The following is an 18,000-nucleotide window of genomic DNA, read 5'->3' as shown; positions in this document are numbered from 1 at the left end:
AGCTGCCAGTCCTCATCGAGGCGAACAAATTCCGACGGCTGCACCGAGCACTCCATGGCCTTCTCCTTCCATACGCAATGGAGAAGAGCATATCTCAAATTGATATTTTAAGTTAGCGCATATGCGCGCATGCGGGTATCCACGGCCGGCGAAGGCATGGACCCCCGATCAAGTCGGGGGTGACGAGAGAGGAGTGATGAGACAGGAGGTTGTGCCTCCATTTGTCATGCCCGGCTTGACCGGGTATCCATCCCCATCGCAGGCATGGACCCTCGATCGATTCAAGGGTGACACATCAAGTGCCGGCGCTCTTTCAGGGCAAATCCTTGTTCACCTCGGCCATGGGGGAGTTGCGCGGGCCCACTTGGCCCAGACGCGCCTTGAGTGACTGCGGCTGGCGCGTGAGGATGGCGGCATAGTTGGTGGTGTTGGACAGCACTTTCTTCACGTAATCGCGCGTTTCCTGGAACGGGATGTTTTCGGCCCAGATGGCGGCTTCGAGCACCGGGCCGTTGCGCCAATTGCGTGGGCGGCTGGGGCCTGCGTTGTAGGCGGCCGTGGCCATGGGCATGGAGCCCTCAAAGTCGTCCAGCACCAGTTTCAGGTAACCCGTGCCAATGGCCACGTTCACTTCCCGGTCGGTGATCTGGTCCGGGGTGAAATTGTTCAAGCCAATTTTCTTGGCGGTCCATTTGGCGGTGGCGGGCATGACCTGCATCAGGCCAGACGCGCCCACATGCGAGCGGGCGTCCATGATGAAGCGGCTTTCCTGTCGGATCAGGCCGTACACATAGGCCGGGTCGAGTTGGATCTCGCCCGCGCGGCGCACCACGATCTCGCGCAGCGGCATGGGAAAGCGTTGGTCAAAGTCGATCACGTCCTTGGTCCGGTCGCTGGTGTTGATGCAGCGGTCCCAGACCTGGCGTTGACAAGCCAGGTCGGCGGCGGCCAGCAGTTCGCGGTCGTTCATGCCGCCGGGCGTGTGCAAGTTGGTGCTGTAGTTCCACTCGCGGTTGCCTTCGGGGCGCAGACCGATCTGGATGGCGTACAGGGCGCGTTGCAGACCGGGGTTGGTGAGGGCGGCGGCTTTCTCTTGGGGCGTCAGCGCCATGGGGCGTTCAGGCGCGGTGATGGGCTGGCCCAGGTCTTCCAGTGCGAGTTGTTCGTAAAAGCCCTTCACACTGGCGATGCTGCGCAGCAGGCCTTGCGCCTCTTGCCGTTGGGCCGTGTCTTGCGCGGTGGCCATCAGGGCGCGGGCTCGCCAGTAAACCCAGGCGGGGTCTTTTTGCGATTCCGGGCTCATGGCCTGGGTGGCCGAGAGCACCTGACGCCACTGGCCCTGGCGCAAGGCGGCGCGCACTTTCCAACTCAGCAAATCGTCGTTCAGGTCACTGTCTTTTTGCACTTTGGCAAAGTGGCTGGCGGCGTTGTCCTGCAGTTTTTGGGCGGCCTGTTTGCCGATCACGCCCCAGGTCCAGTTGCGCTCCTCCTGGCTCAGCTGTAGAGCCCAGCGCCTGTTCAGCAGATCGGCCGCTTCGTCCGGGTCTTTGGCAGCCAGCCGGATCAGGGCCAGCACCGCCAGCTCTTTGCGATTGCGGGTGATGGCGATGATGCGTTTGTCCAGGTATTTGGCCGGGTCGGCGTGGATCAGGGCCACTTGTTCCGACAGGCGGGGGGCTTCGATGTCCACGGCCGCTTGCGCTGCGCGGGGGCGGTTCGCGTCCATGGCGATGCGCGCCTTGCGCCACAGATCCAGACCGTTCATTTGTTTGCCCGAGTGCAAGTGGTCGGCCACATAGGTGCAGCCGTCGTCGGCCTCGCGCAGGCTGTACCACAGGCGCTTGGCTTCCTCGGCCACGTCGGCTTTGCTGTTCATGGCCTCGGTGGCCAGGGCGTAGCAGCGCAATTCACGGTCATCGCGCATGCGGTAGCGCGGGTATTCGGCGGTGAAAGTGGTCCAGTCGCGGCGTTTGCCCAGCTGCAACAACCAGTCGTTGCGCAGGCGGTCTTCGTAGTAGCTGCCCGCGTAGGTGTTCAAAAAACTGCGGATTTCCGACTCGGGCGCGGTGTCCAGGCGCACGCGCATGTCCCAATACGCGGCCAGGGGCTCCAGCACATGGCCACGGGCCTGGGGCAGCAGGGCGGCCAAGCGGTTTTTGTCGCCTTTTTTGAAGGCCTGGTGCATCTCCAGGATGACCTGATCGCCTTTGTTGGGGGCCTGGACTTGGGCCTGGGCGAGGGGGCTCCAAAGGCCTGTCGCGGCCAAGGCACAAACCAGTGTCAGAATCTGAGTGAATTTCATGGGTCGATTATGGACAAAGCCGAAGCAAAACGCGCCTTGAGAAAAGCCTTGATTGAAGAAAGGTTGAATCTGCCGGACCGACTGGCCCGGGCCGAAGCCTTGCAGCGCGTCATGCGCATCTGGCTGTTTGACCGACGGGACACCGTGATCGGCGCCTATTGGCCCATCAAGGGCGAGTTCGACCCGTTACCGGTGCTGCATCGCTGGAAGGAAGACGGTGAGTTGAACGGCGAGCCCCAGCGCCGCCGCATCGGCCTGCCTGTGGTCAACAAGTTGCACAAAACCCTGACTTTCCACACCTGGTACCCCGGCTGTGCGATGGAAGAAGACGCCTACGGCATCCCCAAGCCCAAAGACACCGAAGTCATCGTGCCGACCTTGCTGTTTGTGCCATGCGTGGGCTATGGCACGGGCGGTTACCGCTTGGGTTACGGCGGCGGCTTTTACGACCGAACCCTGGCCACCCTGCAGCCCAAGCCCTTCACCGTCGGTTTGGGTTTCACCCACGGCTTTGTGGACGACCTGGAACCCGAAGACCATGACCAGCCGCTGGACGCCATCCTGAACGACAACGGCGTGGTCTGGCCGGTTTGAGCGAGCAGCAGTAAAACCATGGCCCGACCCAAATCCGCCACCCACGACATCAAGCGCGATGCGATCCTCGACATCGCCGCGCAATGCTTTGCGCAGCGCAGCTACCCTGCGGCCAGCATGAACGAGATCGCCACCGCCTGCGGCACCTCCAAGGCGCGGCTGTACCACTATTACGAGAGCAAGGAAGCGATCTTGTTCGACTTGCTGGATCGGCACACCCAGCGTTTGCTGGCGTTGATTGCGCAGACCGAGGCGATTGCACAGCGCAAAAATCTGGACGAGCGCGCCACGCTGCATGAGCTGGTGCGGGCGTTCTTGCAGGAATACGAAACCTCGGCAACCCGGCACGCGGCCTTGCTCAATGACACGCAGTTTTTGAGCGATGCCCCCGACGCGGCATTGCCCTCCGGCACCGTCTCACCGCGCGAGTTGATCCTGAACCGCCAGCGTGACATCGTCGCGGCCATGACCCGTTTCATGAAACGGGCCTACCCCGATCGGCTCACCCCGACCAACCAGACGGCGTTGACCATGATGCTGCTGGGCATGATCAACTGGACCTTCACCTGGCTGCGCCCGGGCGGACCGATCAGCTATGCGGCTTTTGCCGAAGAGGTCATTGCCATGCTGGAAAAGGGACTCGGCTGAGTTTCATGCCATCTTTTTGGGGGACTTCCATCTGGGAGCGAGCCCCTGCTCGCGAATATTGGCCGGAGCCCGTTCACGCATTCGGCCGCAGGGGCGGCCTCCCACAAGACAGTTCTTTGCAAAGACATTGACGATTGAAATTTACCAATGCGTAACGCATTTCGTTTAGGTAAAATCCAGTCCATTCATTGACCGGAGAAATTTCCATGTCCAACGCCCCTACAAAAGCCTTCGCCAGCCAAGCCGATCTGGAGGAGAAGAAGATCACTTTCGAGCAACTCAGCCAGCACTGCTGGGCCTATACCGCTGAGGGTGACCCCAATTCGGGCGTGATCATTGGGGACCGTTTCATCATGGTCAGCGACGCCACCGCCACCCCGGCCATGGCGCAAGACCTGATCAAGAAGATCCGGACCGTCAGCAACCTGCCCATCAAATATGTGCTGCTGACCCATTACCACGCGGTGCGCGTGCTGGGCGCCTACGCCTACGCCGCCGAAGGCGCGACCGAGATCATCGCCAGTGAAGGCACCCTGGACCTGATCAAGGAGCGCGGTGCGCAGGACATGAAGAGCGAGATGGAGCGCTTCCCGCGTCTGTTCCGTGGTGCAGACAGCGTGCCCGGCCTGACCTGGCCCACCATGGTGGTCGGCGGTGGCAACCCCACAAAAGGCGAAGTCCCCGGCAAGCTCAGCATCAACCTGGGCGGCGTGGTGGTGCAGATCTGGCATCCCGGTCCTGGCCACACCCGTGGCGACACGATCGCCTGGGTCGAAGAAGAAAAAGTGCTGTTCTCAGGCGACCTGGTCGAGTATGAAGCCGGGGTCTACACGGGCGACGCCCAGCTCGAAGAGTGGCCCGCCACGCTGGAAGCCTTGCGCGCCCTGAAGGCCGAGTTCATTGTGCCCGGCCGCGGCGAAGCGATGAAAGGCAACGCCAACGTCAACAAGGCGCTGGACTACACCAAGCGCTGGGTGGAGACCTTGTACCAAGCGGGCAAGGAAGCTGTGGCCGCCAAGATGGACCTGAAAGCCGCCATGGCCCACACCCGCAAGGCCATGGACCCCGTCTTCGGTCATGTGTTCATTTACGAGCACTGCTTGCCCTTTGACGTGACCCGCGCTTATGACGAAGCCAGCGGCATCCAGAACCCCCGCATCTGGACGGCTGAGCGCGACATGGAGATGTGGAAGGCGCTGCAAAGCTGACGGAGCGCAGGCAGTCGGGGCAAGTTGGGGCAGCGCCTCAAGGCAGGATCAGGTCGCGCAAGTCGCGTTCGTAGGCACGGATGCGGCGTACGGCACGCTGGCGCTGTTCAGCGCTGGTGGTGTTGTGCAGCTGGGTCAAGTTGTTGCAGGCCTGCTGAGACATGGCCTGCATCAAGGCCGCACCTGCAGCGTCTGGAGGCTTGAGCCAGCGCTGCCACACGCTCCACAACTCGGCTTCGACCTGGGCCACGGGCATCTGGCCTTGTGACACCCGTTGCAGCGTCGCCAGCAGATCCTTTTGGCGTCGCTGGCGGTCATGGCGGCCCCACTCGGCGGTCCACGGAGACTGTGCCAGATGGTCCTTGATCAAGGCGGTTTGCTCAGTCTGGAGTCCGCCATAAAAATCCTTGTAACGGTTCACCACCCGTTCCGCCCGACGCTCCATGCGTGCCTGTTCATCGCCGCGCAGCCAGTCTTTTTCCCATTCTTCGTTCTTGCTGTCCCACTGTCGCGCCAAGTGGCTGAGTTGGCGTGGACCCAGCATCATGGCCACCGGGGCAGCTTGACGCACCGCCTCGCGCATCAGACGGTCAAGCCGGATTTGCACTTCGGCAAAGGCGCTGCACACCTGGGTGCTCTCCACGGTGCCTTGGCTCCACTGGGCCGATCGATTCAAGAAGTCGGCATAACTGGTCAACTCTTCGCGGCGGTGCCATTGGTGCAGTTGCTCCAGCGCCTCTTTGGCGCGCAAGGACTGTTCGCTGTTGAACGAGATCGCGCTGTCCAGCCACCAATACGAGAGCGTAGGAAGCTGTTGGTAGCCCAGCTTGATGGCGCTGCAGCCTTGTAAGGCGAGAAAGGCCAGCAGTGCAAGGAGGTAGCGGGTCATTCCAAGCCTTCAACTTTCATGGATCGCATGCAAAACTCCGAAATGTATGGGGCTTGGATCGGCTTTGGCGGCCAAGACCCACGGACATTGTCCACCCAATGCCAAACCCGTGACTTGACCGGGCTCAAGTGGCAGGGAGTGGGTTTCAGTCTGGCGATAATCTTGAAGTGCGCCGCGCCCCGAACCCGGCCCCGCTTTTGAAAGATTTCCATGAGTTTGAATACCCCGTTTCCCATCGATGTCGTCGTGATGGCCGCTGGCAAAGGCACCCGCATGAAAAGCCGCTTGCCCAAAGTGCTCCAGCGGCTGGCGGGTGTGCCGCTGGTGCAGCATGTGCTGAACACGGCCGCGCAGCTGGATGCCCGTTCGGCCGTGGTCATCACCGGGCACGGCGCTGACCAGGTGGAGCCCGTGTTGCTGGCCCCGGCCCAGGCGTTGGCGGTGCAGTGCGTGCGGCAAGAGCCGCAGCTGGGCACAGGCCATGCTGTGCAGCAGGCCGTGCCCGTGCTGGCCGACGATGGTGTGGTGGTGATCTTGTCGGGCGATGTGCCTTTGACCCAGGCGGGCACCCTGCAGGCGCTGATTGACCATTGTGGTGGCGACCAGCTGGCGCTGCTCACCATCGATTTTGCCGACCCCACGGGTTACGGCCGCATTGTCCGAAAGGGTGAAGCCGTGCAAGCCATCGTGGAGCACAAAGACGCGACCGATGCGCAGCGCCAGATCCAGGAGGTCTACAGCGGCATCATGGCCGTGCCCGCCAAGCTGCTCAAAGGCTGGCTGGGCCGCATCGACAACCAGAACGCCCAGGGTGAGTACTACCTGACCGACGTGGTCAAGCTGGCCGTGGCCGATGGCGTGCCTGTGGTGGCGCACAAGATCGCCGACCCGCTGCAGGTGGCCGGCATCAACAGCCCGGTGCAACTGGCCGAGCTGGAGCGTGCCCACCAGTTGCGCCAGGCGCATCGCCTGATGGAACAAGGCGTGCGCCTGAAAGACCCTGCCCGCTTTGACCTGCGCGGTCAGCTCGATTGCGCGCAAGACGTCGAGATCGATGTGAACTGCGTTTTTGAAGGCCAGGTGTCCTTGGGCGACGGCGTGAAGATCGGCGCGAACTGCGTGATTGCCAACTGCACCATCGCGGCGGGTGCGGTCATCCACCCTTTCACCCACATCGACGGCGAAAAATTGGGCGTGAGCGTGGGCGAGGGCGCCTTGATCGGCCCGTTTGCCCGCTTGCGCCCCGGTGCGCAGCTGGGGGCTGAAGTGCACATCGGCAATTTTGTCGAGGTGAAAAATTCCACCTTGGCCCAGGGTGCCAAAGCCAACCACCTGGCCTATCTGGGCGACGCCACCGTGGGCGAGCGGGTGAACTACGGCGCGGGCAGCATCACGGCCAACTACGACGGGGCCAACAAGCACCGCACGGTGATCGAGGTCGACGTCCACATCGGCAGCAACTGCGTGCTGGTGGCCCCTGTGACGATTGGCGCAGGCGGCACGGTGGGCGGCGGCTCCACCATCACCAAGAGCACCGAACCCGGTTCGCTGACCGTGGCGCGCGGCAAGCAGATCAGCATCGCCAACTGGGCGCGCCCCACCAAAAAGCCCAAAGCCTGAAGCATCTCGCTCCTGGTTTTGCTTTACCCGCGCATGCGGGTATCCATGCCAGCAGACCATGGATACCCGATCCAGTCGGGCATGACAACTTCACGGTATCGGGTAAGGTGACTTGACGCTGCCGGGAATGACAGCTTACCGCTGTCGGTGATGACGGCAAAAGATGTGGGCTTATCCGAGCAAGGGCCAGGTCGTCGTGAACTTGGCCCGTTTGGTCGCAAAAAACGCCTTCACATTGCGCACATTCGCATCCTGCGTGAAGAGCGCCTGACTGATGGTGAGGTAATGCGGCATGTCGCGTGCCTGCACCACCAGCATGAAGTCCGGCCCGGGCGACACGCGCCAGCACTGCTGCACCGCGTCGTGCGCCACGGCGCGGACTTCAAAGGCGTCCAGGTGTTCGCTGCCCTGCTTGTCCAAAGACACTTCGACCAAGGCGGTCAGCCCGTGGCCGAGCGTGGCGGCGAGCCGGTCGGTGCTGAGCACGGCCATCTGCCGCTCGACCCAGCCGCCCTCGATCAAGCGTTTGACGCGGCGCAGACAGGTGGGCGGCGAGACATTGACTTTTTCGGCCAGCGCCACATTGCTCAGGCTGGCGTCGCGCTGCAGACTGTCGAGCAGTTGCAAGTCAATGGCGTCGAGTTCGTTTGATTCCATATATTGAATTTTAGTGAAATTTAATTCCACTTCACTTGTTTTGTGAAATAAAAAACCGTAAATAGAAAAATATTGATCTGATATTTTTACAGGGCATGCCTACCATCGGTGCCATTCCCCCAATTGAGGAGCCTTTCATGTGTGGCATCGTTGGCGCCGTTTCTTCCCGCAACATCGTTCCTGTTCTCGTTCAGGGCCTTCAACGTCTCGAATACCGGGGCTATGACTCCTGCGGCGTGGCCGTGCACGCGGCGAGCCTCAGCGGCGGCACGGGTGGCTTGCAACGCGCGCGCAGCACCGCGCGCGTGGCCGAGCTGATGGACCAAGTCAGCGCCGATCACATCGAAGGCGGCACCGGCATCGCCCACACCCGCTGGGCCACACACGGTGCACCCGCCGTGCACAACGCGCACCCGCACTTCAGCCACGGCACAGGCGCAGCAGACGCCAAGCCCGGCAAGGTCGCGCTGGTGCACAACGGCATCATCGAAAACCACGAAGAACTGCGCGCCGCTCTGCAGGCCAAGGGCTATGTCTTTGCCAGCCAGACCGACACCGAGGTCATCGCCCATTTGGTCGACAGCGTGTACGACGGTGATTTGTTTGAAGCTGTCAAAACCGCCATTCGCCAACTGCACGGTGCATATGCGATTGCGGTGTTCCACAAAGACGAACCGCAGCGCGTCATCGGTGCGCGTGCGGGCTCGCCGCTCATCCTGGGTGTGGGACAGGGCGAAACATTCCTCGCCAGCGACGCGATGGCGCTGGCGGGCGTGACCGACCAGATCGTCTATCTGGAAGAAGGTGATGTGGTCGACATTCAGCTCGGCAAATACTGGGTGGTGGACCGCGACCACAAGGCCGTGACCCGCGCCGTGAAAACCGTGCACGCCCACAGCGGCGCGGCAGAACTTGGGCCCTACCGCCACTACATGCAAAAGGAAATCTTCGAGCAGCCCCGCGCTATTGCCGACACGCTCGAAGGCGTCGAAGGCATCACGCCCGAGCTGTTTGGCGACGGGGCGTACAGCACCTTCAAGGCGATTGACAACGTGTTGATCCTGGCCTGTGGCACCAGCTACTACAGCGGGTGCGTGGCCAAGTACTGGATTGAAGCCATTGCCAAAGTGCCCTGTCAGGTCGAAATCGCCAGCGAATACCGCTACCGCGAATCGGTGCCCAACCCGGGCACCCTCATCGTCACCATCACCCAAAGCGGTGAAACCGCCGACACCTTGGCCGCGCTGCGCCACGCGCAAAGCCTGGGCATGACGCACACGCTCACCATCTGTAACGTGTCCACCAGCGCCATGGTGCGCGAATGCAAACACGCCTACGTGACCCGCGCCGGGGCAGAGATCGGCGTGGCCTCCACCAAGGCCTTCACCACGCAGTTAGCCGGTTTGTTTTTGCTCACGCTGGCTTTGGCCCAGACCAAAGGCCGCTTGTCAGAGGCCGAGGAAGCCGAGCACATCAAAGCCATGCGCCACCTGCCCGCCGCCCTGCAAGCCGTGCTGGCGCTGGAGCCGCAGATCATCGCGTGGGCCGAGGAATTCGCCAGCAAGGAAAACGCGCTGTTTTTGGGCCGGGGCACGCACTACCCCATCGCCTTGGAAGGCGCTTTGAAGCTCAAAGAAATCACCTACATCCACGCCGAAGCCTATGCGGCGGGTGAACTCAAACACGGCCCCTTGGCTTTGGTGACCAGCGCCATGCCCGTGGTGACCGTAGCCCCCAACGACCAGCTGTTGGAAAAGCTGAAAAGCAACATGCAAGAGGTGCGCGCCCGCGGCGGTGTGCTGTATGTGCTGGCCGACGGCGACACGAAGATCGAAAGCAGCGAAGGCGTCAATGTGATCCGCATGCCTGAGCACTATGGCGTGTTGTCACCGATCTTGCATGTGGTGCCGCTGCAGTTGCTCAGCTATCACACGGCGTGTGCGCGGGGGACGGATGTGGACAAGCCGAGGAACCTGGCGAAGTCGGTCACGGTGGAGTGATTGACGGCAAAAACTCGACGCCTTGAATCCATGCAATTTTTAACTTCAAGTTAAAAATTGCATGAAAAATCCTGTTTGGCTTTGCGAAAGATGACGCATACATCAAAGCCAGCATGAACCTACGGAACCATACGCTGACTGTGTTGAGGTTGGGCTTCATCCTCTGCATTCAGATCTTCTGACGATGCTTCCTCTTGCGGCGCAGCGTGGTCGATCTTCTCCATGTTATCCAGGAGTTTGAGGAAGTAATGCAGGGTGTGGGCCATGTCGCCCATCGAAAAATCCTGCAGGGCCTGCTCGTAGTAGGCCTTGATCTTAGGCTGCGCCAAGTCCATCCACACATGGCGCCCCGATTCGGTCATCACCACCAGCCGTGAACGGCGATCGCGTCCGTCGGTGCTCATCTCGATGTGGCCATCGCGCGTCATGCGGGTGATCAGTCCTGACAAGTTTTGGCGGCTGACCATGAGGTAGCGCGCCAGCTCGCCCACGCCCATGCCCTTGGCCGCCTCGGGCCGTGACAGCGCCCCCAGCACCGCCCATTGCTGCGTGGTCAGGCCTTCGTCCTGCACCGCGCGGCTGCCAGTTTTATGCAACATATTGGCACACTGATATAGCTTGAAGAAAATCCTGTTGGCCAGTTCCATGCGTGCTTCTTTGGCTTTTGACATAGGGAAAACGATAGGTTATTGAACACGAAAAAGACTTGAGGGGGAACGGTGGAAAACCCTAAAATAAGTCAACATGTTGTCATATGTTTGACATTCCGAATTTTCCAAACCATTTCAATTCACGGAGAAAGTCATGAAAGACCTCAAAGGCAAAACAGCGATTGTGACCGGTGGCGGTGGCGGCATTGGCGGGGCCACCTGCCGCCGTTTCGCCGAAGAAGGCGCTCAGGTTGCGGTGTTCGACATGAACCTGGAAGCCGCCCAAAAGGTGGCCGACGGCATTGTCGCCGCAGGCGGCAAGGCCAAGGCCTTCCAGTGCGACATCACCAACCGCGCGCAGGTCGACGCCGCCGTGGCCGCGGCTGAAGCACAGCTTGGCCCCATCGACGTGCTCGTCAACAACGCCGGCTGGGACATCTTCAAGCCCTTCACCAAAACCGTGCCCGCCGAGTGGGACAAGCTGATCGCCATCAACCTCACAGGCGCACTGCACATGCACCACGCCGTGCTGCCGGGCATGGTGGCGCGCGGCGGTGGCCGCATCGTCAACATCGCCTCCGACGCGGCCCGTGGCGGCTCGTCCGGCGAAGCCGTGTACGCCGCCTGCAAAGGCGGTCTGGTGGCCCTGTCCAAAACCCTGGCGCGTGAGCACGCCCGCCACAACATCACTGTCAACGTGGTTTGCCCCGGCCCGACCGACACCGCCCTGCTGGCCGGTTTCGCCGAAGGCGCATCCAACCCCGAAAAACTCATGGACGCCTTCAAGAAGGCCATCCCGCTGGGTCGCCTGGGCCAGCCCGATGACCTCGCGGGTGCCATCGTCTTCCTGAGCAGCGCCGATGCGGCCTTCATCACCGGTCAGGTCCTGAGCGTCTCGGGCGGTCTGACCATGCACGGCTGATCGATCACCCCCATTCAACCGGAGAAACACATGCAATTCGAAGACATCCTGTACGAAAACCGCAACGGCGTAGCCTGGATCACGATCAACCGCCCCGAGAAGATGAACGCCTTTCGCGGCACCACCTGCGACGAAATCATCAAGGCCCTGAACAAAGCCGGTTACGACCGCGACATCGGCTGCATCGTGCTGGCCGGCGCCGGTGACCGCGCGTTTTGCACAGGCGGCGACCAGTCGGCCCACGACGGCAACTACGACGGCCGCGGCACGATCGGTCTGCCCATGGAAGAGCTGCACACCGCCATCCGCGACGTGCCCAAGCCCGTGATCGCCCGCGTGCAAGGCTTTGCCATTGGCGGCGGCAATGTGTTGTGCACCATCTGCGACCTGACCATCTGCTCCGACAAAGCCATCTTCGGCCAGGTCGGCCCCAAGATGGGTTCGGTGGACCCCGGCTACGGCACCGCCTTTTTGGCGCGTGTGGTGGGCGAGAAAAAAGCCCGCGAAATCTGGTACCTCAATAAGCGCTATTCCGGTCAAGAGGCCGTGGACATGGGCCTGGCCAACATCTGCGTGCAGCATGAACAACTCGACGCCACCGTTCAGGAGTGGGCCGAGACCATCTGCGAGCGCAGCCCCACGGCCATTGCCATTGCCAAGCGCAGCTTCAACATGGACACCGCCCACCAATCGGGCATCGCGGGCATGGGCATGTACGCGCTCAAGCTGTACTACGACACGGAAGAGTCGCGCGAAGGCGTGAAGGCTTTGCAGGAAAAGCGCAAACCCGACTTCCGCAAGTACGCCAAGTAAGCAAAGCCTAGGAGAAACGATGAGCCCGAATCCGTACATCCACGCAGACCTGCAGGCACTGGCCGAGACCGTGCGCCGCTTTGCCGATGAAAAAATCAAACCCGGTTTTCTGGAGCGCGACAAAACGCGCGAGTTTGACCGCGCCTTGCTGCGCGAGATGGGCGATTTGGGTTTCATCTGCCCCGAAGTTCCCGAAGAATTTGGCGGACTGGGCATGGGCTGTGTGGCCGCAGGGGTGATCCATGAGGAAATCGCCCGTGCCGACCTGAGCTTTTCCTACCTCAACCTGTTGGCCTCGCTCAACAGCCAGATTCTTTACAAATACGGCAACCCTGATGTGGTGCGCCCTTGGCTCGACAAGATCCGCGAGGGCCGGGCCATTTGCGCCATCGCCCTGACCGAACCGCGCGGCGGCTCGGACGCAGCCAACCTGCGTTTGCGGGTCGAGCGCGATGGCGACTTTTACGTCATCAATGGCGAGAAAACCTCCATCTCGGCCGCCGACCAGGCCGACATCACCGTGGTCTTTGGCCGCACCGGCACACCCGAGTCGGGCGCGCATGGTGTCACCGCCTTGCTGGTGCCCATGGACACGCCGGGCCTGACCACCAGCCGGTTTGATTGCCATGGTCAGCGCTCGATCGGTCGCGGCTCGATCTTTTTTGAGAACGTGCGCGTGCCTGTGAGCCACCGTCTGGGCGATGAGAACAAGGGCTTTGTGCAGGTCATGCACGGCTTTGACTATTCGCGCTCGCTGATCGGCCTGCAATGCCTGGCCGTGGCGCGTGTGGCGCTCGAAGAAACCTGGGAGTACATCACCCAGCGCCAGGCTTTTGGCCAGCCGCTGTCGGCTTTTCAGGGCGTGACTCACCCCTTGGCCCAGTACGACACCGAGGTCGAAGGTGCACGCCTGGTCTGCCTGCAAGGCCTGTGGCTCAAGGACCAGGGGCTGCCCCATTCTGCCGAAGCAGGCATGGCCAAGTGGTGGGGCCCCAAGCTGGCCTACGACGTGATCCACCAGTGCCTGCTGTGCTTTGGACACGGCGGCTATGACCGCGGCCTGATGGAGCAACGACTGCGCGATGTGCTGGGCTTCCAAATCGGAGACGGCACGGCGCAGATCATGAAAACCATCATTGCACGCACCCGTGCAGGACGCAAAAACGTCCCTGCCTGAGTTTCAGAAAAACAAAAACATTTCATCCCACTTTCAAGGAGACAACCATGGAATTCGATGCCGTTTTACTGCCCCAACGTCGCGCCAGCATGATCGCGCAAGGCCTCTGGCATGACCGCACCATCAACAATGAGCTGGATGCGTGCATGGCCGCCTGCCCCGACAAGCTGGCGCTCACCGCCTACCGCGTGGAAGCCGATGACGTGCGCCGCTTCACCTACCGTGAACTGGCGCAAATGGCCGACCGCGTGGCCGTGGGCTTGAGCCGCCTGGGCGTGCAAAAGAACGACATCGTGGCCTGCCAGTTGCCCAACTGGTGGCAGTTCACCGTGACCTATCTGGCGTGCTCGCGCATCGGTGCGGTCATCAACCCGCTGATGCACATCTTCCGCGAGCGCGAGCTGAACTTCATGCTCAAGCACGGCGAGGCCAAGGTCATCATCGCGCCCAAGAGCTTCCGGGGTTTTGACTTCGAGCAGATGATCACCGCCATTCAGCCGGGGCTGCCGCATCTGAAACACGTGGTGGTGATTGACGGCCAAGGCTCCAATAGCTTCGAAGCCCTGCTGAGTGGCCCCGCCTGGGAAAACGAGCCCGATGCCGCCGCCATCTTGGGCGCGCACCGCCCTGGTCCGGACGACATCACGCAGCTGATCTATACCTCCGGCACCACCGGCGAGCCCAAGGGCGTGATGCACTCGGCCAACACCGTGATGGCCAACATCATTCCCTATGCTGAGCGCCTGCAACTCAACGCCGAAGACGTGGTGCTGATGGCCTCACCCATGGCGCACCAGACGGGTTTCATGTACGGCCTGATGATGCCCATCATGCTCAAGGCCAGCGCCGTGCTGCAGGACATCTGGGAGCCGAAAAAAGCGGTCGAGATCATCAACCGCGAAAAAGCCAGCTTCACCATGGCATCGACGCCGTTCCTGACCGACCTGACCCGCGCCGTCACGGAAAACAAAACACCGGTGCCCAGCCTCAAGACCTTCCTGTGTGCTGGCGCGCCGATTCCCGGCCCGCTGGTCGAGCAGGCGCGTGCCGCTTTGGGCACCAAGATCGTCTCGGCCTGGGGCATGACCGAAAACGGTGCCGTGACCCTCATTCGCCTGGACGATTCGGACGAGCGCGCTTTCACCACCGACGGCCTGCCGCTGCCCGGCGTCGAGCTCAAAGTGGCCGGTGAGGATGGCCAAAGCCTACCGCCCGGCGAAGCGGGAAAGCTGTTTGTGCGTGCCTGCTCCAACTTTGGTGGCTACCTGCGCCGTCAGCACCTGAACGGCACCGACGCTGACGATTGGTTTGACACCGGTGACCTGGCCCGCATGGACGCGCAAGGCTATATCCGCATCACCGGACGCAGCAAGGACGTGATCATCCGCGGTGGCGAAAACATCCCTGTCGTTGAAATCGAGTCGCTGCTGTACCGCCACCCGGCCGTGGCCATGGCCGCCATCGTAGCCTACCCCGATGAGCGTCTGGGTGAGCGCGCCTGCGCCGTGGTGGTGACCAAGCCCGGCCAAAGCTTCGACATGCCCACTCTGGTGGACTACCTGAAGGAGCAAAAAGTGGCGATCCAGTACATCCCCGAGCGTCTGGAGCTGTTGGATGCCATGCCTGCCACGCCCTCAGGAAAGATCCAGAAGTTCAAGCTGCGCGAGCAACTGCAAGCCATGCTGAGCGCACGCTGAACCACGAGAAAACGCACCATGTCCGAATCCAACGCCAGTTCCACCATCCTGACCGAAACACACGGCCGGGTGGGTTTGATCCGCCTGAACCGCCCGGCCCAGCTGAATGCGCTCAACGACGAGTTGATGGACGCGCTGGGCGCGGCATTGTTGTCCTTTGACGCCAACGCCGAGATCGGGGCCATCCTCATCACGGGCAGCGACAAAGCCTTTGCGGCCGGGGCCGACATCCCTGTCATGGCCGACTGGTCGTACATGGACGTGTTCCAAAGCGGCTTCATCACCCGCAACTGGGAGATCATCCGCCAGGTGCGCAAGCCCGTGATCGCGGCCGTGGCCGGCTTCGCCATGGGGGGTGGCTGTGAGTTGGCACTGGCCTGCGACATCATCCTTGCGGGCGATTCGGCCAAATTCGCCTTGCCCGAAATCAAGCTGGCCATGCTGCCCGGCGCGGGCGGAACGCAGCGCCTGCCCCGTGCCGTGGGCAAGGCCAAGGCCATGGACATGTGCTTGTCGGCCCGCATGCTGAGCGCACAAGAGGCCGACCGTTATGGCCTGGTCTCGCGCGTGGTGCCAGATACCGAGCTGCAAGCCACTGCCCTGAAGCTCGCCACACAAATTGCAGGCTACTCATTGCCCGCGCTGATGGCCATCAAGGAATCGGTCAACCGTGCGCACGAGTCCAGCTTGAGCGAGGGCATCTTGTTCGAGCGCCGTGCGCTGCATGCCCGCTTTGCCAGCGATGACGCCCATGAGGGCATGCACGCTTTCTTGGACAAGCGCAAACCTGTTTTCCAGCATCGTTGACCCTTCACCACCATGGCCCTCGACACCGAATCCTTTGACCTCTTGCTGCCCACCCTCCAGCGCTTCATCCGCGAGCGCTTGATCCCGGCCGAAAACCACCTGGAAGAGCACGATGACGTGCCACTGGACATCGTTCAGGACATGAAGGACATGGGCCTGTTTGGCCTGACGGTGCCCGAGGCATTTGGCGGCATCGGTTTGTCGGTCAGCCAAGAGGTGCTGGTCAACTACGAGCTCGGCCGCACCGCGCCCGCCTTCCGCTCGGTCTTTGGCACCAACATTGGCATCGGCTCGCAGGGCATCCTGATGGACGGCACGCCCGAGCAAAAAGCCGCCTACCTGCCCCGCGTGGCCAGCGGCGAGCTGATCATGTCCTTCGCCCTGACCGAGCCCGATGTCGGCACCGACGCCGCCTCGCTCAAGACCCGCGCCGAACTCGACGGCGACCACTATGTGCTCAACGGCACCAAGCGCTACATCACCAACGCACCCCGTGCCGGCGCCTTCACCTTGATGGCACGCACCGGCGGCCCAGGGGCTAGTGGCGTGTCGGCCTTCATCGTGCCGGCCGATTTACCGGGCATCAAGCTGGGCAAGCTCGACAAGAAAATGGGCCAACGCGGCACCAAGACCTGCGATGTGATTCTGGAGAACGTGCGCGTGCCCGCCGCCAACATCATTGGCGGCCTGCCCGGTCAAGGTTTCAAGACCGCCATGAAAGTGCTGGACCGTGGCCGTCTGAACATCTCGGCTGTCTCCTGCGGACTGGCCTCGCGCATCCTGGATGAGGCCCGCACTTACGCCCGCGACCGCAAACAGTTTGGCAAACCGATTGGCGAGTTCCAGTTGATCCAGGCCATGCTGGCCGACAGCCAGGCCGAACTGCTGGCGGGTTGGTCGCTGGTCAAGGACGTGGCCGCACGTTTTGACCTGAAGCCGCCGCACGTGTCCGACCCCGAAATTTCCATGCAGGTGTCCTGCGCCAAGTTGTTCTCGACCGAGATGGTGGGCCGCGTGGCCGACCGCGGTGTGCAGATCCATGGCGGGGCGGGCTACATCAACGAATACCCGGTCGAGCGCTTTTACCGCGACGCCCGCCTGCTGCGCCTGTACGAAGGCACGACCCAGGTGCAGCAAATCATCATCGGCCGCGAGCTGCTGCGCACAGCCTGAGCGCAGCCCCTTGCAGCCTACAAATTCATTGGAGTGAAGTCATGAAAATTCTTGTTCCCGTCAAGCGGGTGGTGGACTACAACGTCAAGGTCCGCGTGAAGTCCGATGGTTCGGGCGTGGACATTGCCAACGTCAAGATGAGCATGAACCCCTTTGACGAGATCGCCGTTGAAGAAGCTGTGCGCCTGAAAGAAAAAGGTCTGGCGACCGAAGTGATCGCGGTCTCTTGCGGCGTGGCCCAGTGCCAGGAAACCCTGCGCACCGCCATGGCCATCGGTGCCGACCGCGGTATCCTGGTCGAGACCCCCGCTGACCTGGACCTGCAGCCCCTGGCCGTGGCCAAGCTGCTCAAGGCCCTGGTGGACAAAGAGCAACCCGGCCTGATCATCCTGGGCAAACAAGCCATTGACGACGACTGCAACCAGACGGGCCAGATGCTGGCCGCATTGGCCGACCTGCCCCAAGCCACCTTTGCCTCCAAGGTCGAGATCGTGGACGGCCAAGCCCAGGTGACCCGCGAGATCGACGGTGGCCTGGAAGTGCTGAGCATCAGCCTGCCTGCGGTGGTGACCACCGACCTGCGCCTGAACGAGCCGCGTTATGTGACGCTGCCCAACATCATGAAGGCCAAGAAAAAACAACTCGACACCTTCAAGCCTGAAGACCTGGGTGTCGATGTGGCCCCCCGCATCAAGACCCTGAAAGTGGCCGAACCTGCCAAGCGCAGCGCCGGCATCAAGGTGCCTGACGTCGCCACGCTGGTGGACAAGCTGAAAAACGTGGCCAAAGTGATCTGAGGCACTTTGTGGGAGGCCGCCCCCGCGGCCGAATGGCGATGAACAG

The 18,000-nt window shown here is 61.9% G+C and carries 16 protein-coding genes; 12 read left to right on the top strand and 4 right to left on the bottom strand.

Going from position 1 to position 18,000, the window contains the following annotated elements; genetic code table 11:
• Positions 1-313: 313 nt before the first annotated feature.
• Positions 314-2,302 carry a lytic transglycosylase domain-containing protein gene (locus B9Z34_RS14055; RefSeq protein WP_108428737.1) on the bottom strand — a complete coding sequence of 663 codons (1,989 nt, stop codon included), beginning with the start codon at positions 2,300-2,302 and terminating at the stop codon, positions 314-316.
• Between the two features lie 9 nt (positions 2,303-2,311).
• On the opposite strand from B9Z34_RS14055, the gene B9Z34_RS14050 reads away from it, so the two are divergent.
• The 3 genes from B9Z34_RS14050 (at position 2,312) to B9Z34_RS14040 (ending at position 4,752) form a co-directional block, all read left to right on the top strand.
• Positions 2,312-2,896, top strand: coding sequence for a 5-formyltetrahydrofolate cyclo-ligase (locus B9Z34_RS14050; RefSeq protein ID WP_108428736.1), 585 nt, complete (start codon positions 2,312-2,314; stop codon positions 2,894-2,896).
• A gap of 18 nt (positions 2,897-2,914) precedes the next feature.
• The gene (locus B9Z34_RS14045) at positions 2,915-3,544 is read left to right on the top strand and encodes a TetR/AcrR family transcriptional regulator (RefSeq protein ID WP_108428735.1); all 630 of its coding nucleotides are present in this window, start codon (positions 2,915-2,917) and stop codon (positions 3,542-3,544) included.
• A gap of 206 nt (positions 3,545-3,750) precedes the next feature.
• A complete protein-coding gene (locus tag B9Z34_RS14040; RefSeq protein WP_108428734.1) occupies positions 3,751-4,752 on the top strand; it encodes an MBL fold metallo-hydrolase in 1,002 nt (333 codons plus the stop codon).
• Between the two features lie 37 nt (positions 4,753-4,789).
• On the opposite strand, the gene B9Z34_RS14035 is transcribed toward B9Z34_RS14040, so the two are convergent.
• The gene (locus B9Z34_RS14035) at positions 4,790-5,641 is read right to left on the bottom strand and encodes a DUF6279 family lipoprotein (protein ID WP_108428733.1); all 852 of its coding nucleotides are present in this window, start codon (positions 5,639-5,641) and stop codon (positions 4,790-4,792) included.
• Between the two features lie 210 nt (positions 5,642-5,851).
• Here B9Z34_RS14035 and glmU point away from each other — a divergent pair, with 210 nt between their 5' ends.
• Entirely contained in the window at positions 5,852-7,261 is a 1,410-nt protein-coding gene (glmU, locus tag B9Z34_RS14030; RefSeq protein ID WP_199220138.1) for a bifunctional UDP-N-acetylglucosamine diphosphorylase/glucosamine-1-phosphate N-acetyltransferase GlmU, read from the top strand.
• Positions 7,262-7,432: 171 nt separating this feature from the next.
• Here glmU and B9Z34_RS14025 read toward each other — a convergent pair whose 3' ends face one another.
• A complete protein-coding gene (locus B9Z34_RS14025) occupies positions 7,433-7,918 on the bottom strand; it encodes an Lrp/AsnC family transcriptional regulator (RefSeq protein ID WP_108428732.1) in 486 nt (161 codons plus the stop codon).
• A gap of 137 nt (positions 7,919-8,055) precedes the next feature.
• Between B9Z34_RS14025 and glmS the strand changes: the two genes are divergently transcribed.
• A complete protein-coding gene (glmS, locus tag B9Z34_RS14020; RefSeq protein ID WP_108428738.1) occupies positions 8,056-9,918 on the top strand; it encodes a glutamine--fructose-6-phosphate transaminase (isomerizing) in 1,863 nt (620 codons plus the stop codon).
• A gap of 119 nt (positions 9,919-10,037) precedes the next feature.
• On the opposite strand, the gene B9Z34_RS14015 is transcribed toward glmS, so the two are convergent.
• Positions 10,038-10,589, bottom strand: a complete 552-nt coding sequence (locus B9Z34_RS14015; RefSeq protein WP_108428731.1) for a MarR family winged helix-turn-helix transcriptional regulator — start codon at positions 10,587-10,589, stop codon at positions 10,038-10,040.
• Between the two features lie 133 nt (positions 10,590-10,722).
• On the opposite strand from B9Z34_RS14015, the gene badH reads away from it, so the two are divergent.
• The 7 genes from badH to B9Z34_RS13980 are packed head-to-tail and all read left to right on the top strand — an operon-like array spanning position 10,723 to position 17,954.
• Positions 10,723-11,490, top strand: coding sequence for a 2-hydroxycyclohexanecarboxyl-CoA dehydrogenase (gene badH, locus B9Z34_RS14010; RefSeq protein WP_108428730.1), 768 nt, complete (start codon positions 10,723-10,725; stop codon positions 11,488-11,490).
• A 30-nt stretch (positions 11,491-11,520) separates the two neighbouring features.
• Positions 11,521-12,303: a 2-ketocyclohexanecarboxyl-CoA hydrolase gene (badI, locus tag B9Z34_RS14005; protein WP_108428729.1), complete on the top strand. Its 783-nt coding sequence runs from the start codon at positions 11,521-11,523 to the stop codon at positions 12,301-12,303.
• Between the two features lie 19 nt (positions 12,304-12,322).
• Entirely contained in the window at positions 12,323-13,480 is a 1,158-nt protein-coding gene (aliB, locus tag B9Z34_RS14000; RefSeq protein WP_108428728.1) for a cyclohexanecarboxyl-CoA dehydrogenase, read from the top strand.
• Between the two features lie 47 nt (positions 13,481-13,527).
• Complete coding sequence (gene aliA / locus B9Z34_RS13995; RefSeq protein ID WP_108428727.1) at positions 13,528-15,177, top strand: cyclohexanecarboxylate-CoA ligase; 1,650 nt, start codon at positions 13,528-13,530, stop codon at positions 15,175-15,177.
• A gap of 18 nt (positions 15,178-15,195) precedes the next feature.
• A complete protein-coding gene (locus B9Z34_RS13990) occupies positions 15,196-15,984 on the top strand; it encodes an enoyl-CoA hydratase (RefSeq protein WP_108428726.1) in 789 nt (262 codons plus the stop codon).
• 12 nt (positions 15,985-15,996) lie between these two features.
• On the top strand, positions 15,997-17,157 hold the full coding sequence (locus B9Z34_RS13985) for an acyl-CoA dehydrogenase family protein (protein ID WP_108428725.1): 1,161 nt from the start codon (positions 15,997-15,999) through the stop codon (positions 17,155-17,157).
• A 41-nt stretch (positions 17,158-17,198) separates the two neighbouring features.
• Positions 17,199-17,954, top strand: coding sequence for an electron transfer flavoprotein subunit beta/FixA family protein (locus B9Z34_RS13980; protein WP_108428724.1), 756 nt, complete (start codon positions 17,199-17,201; stop codon positions 17,952-17,954).
• Positions 17,955-18,000: the final 46 nt, after the last annotated feature.

Source organism: Limnohabitans sp. Hippo3, from assembly GCF_003063665.1.
Lineage (GTDB): Bacteria > Pseudomonadota > Gammaproteobacteria > Burkholderiales > Burkholderiaceae_C > Limnohabitans_A.
Note: the sequence above shows the minus strand (reverse complement) of the source record. Positions and strands in the feature narration are given on the sequence as shown.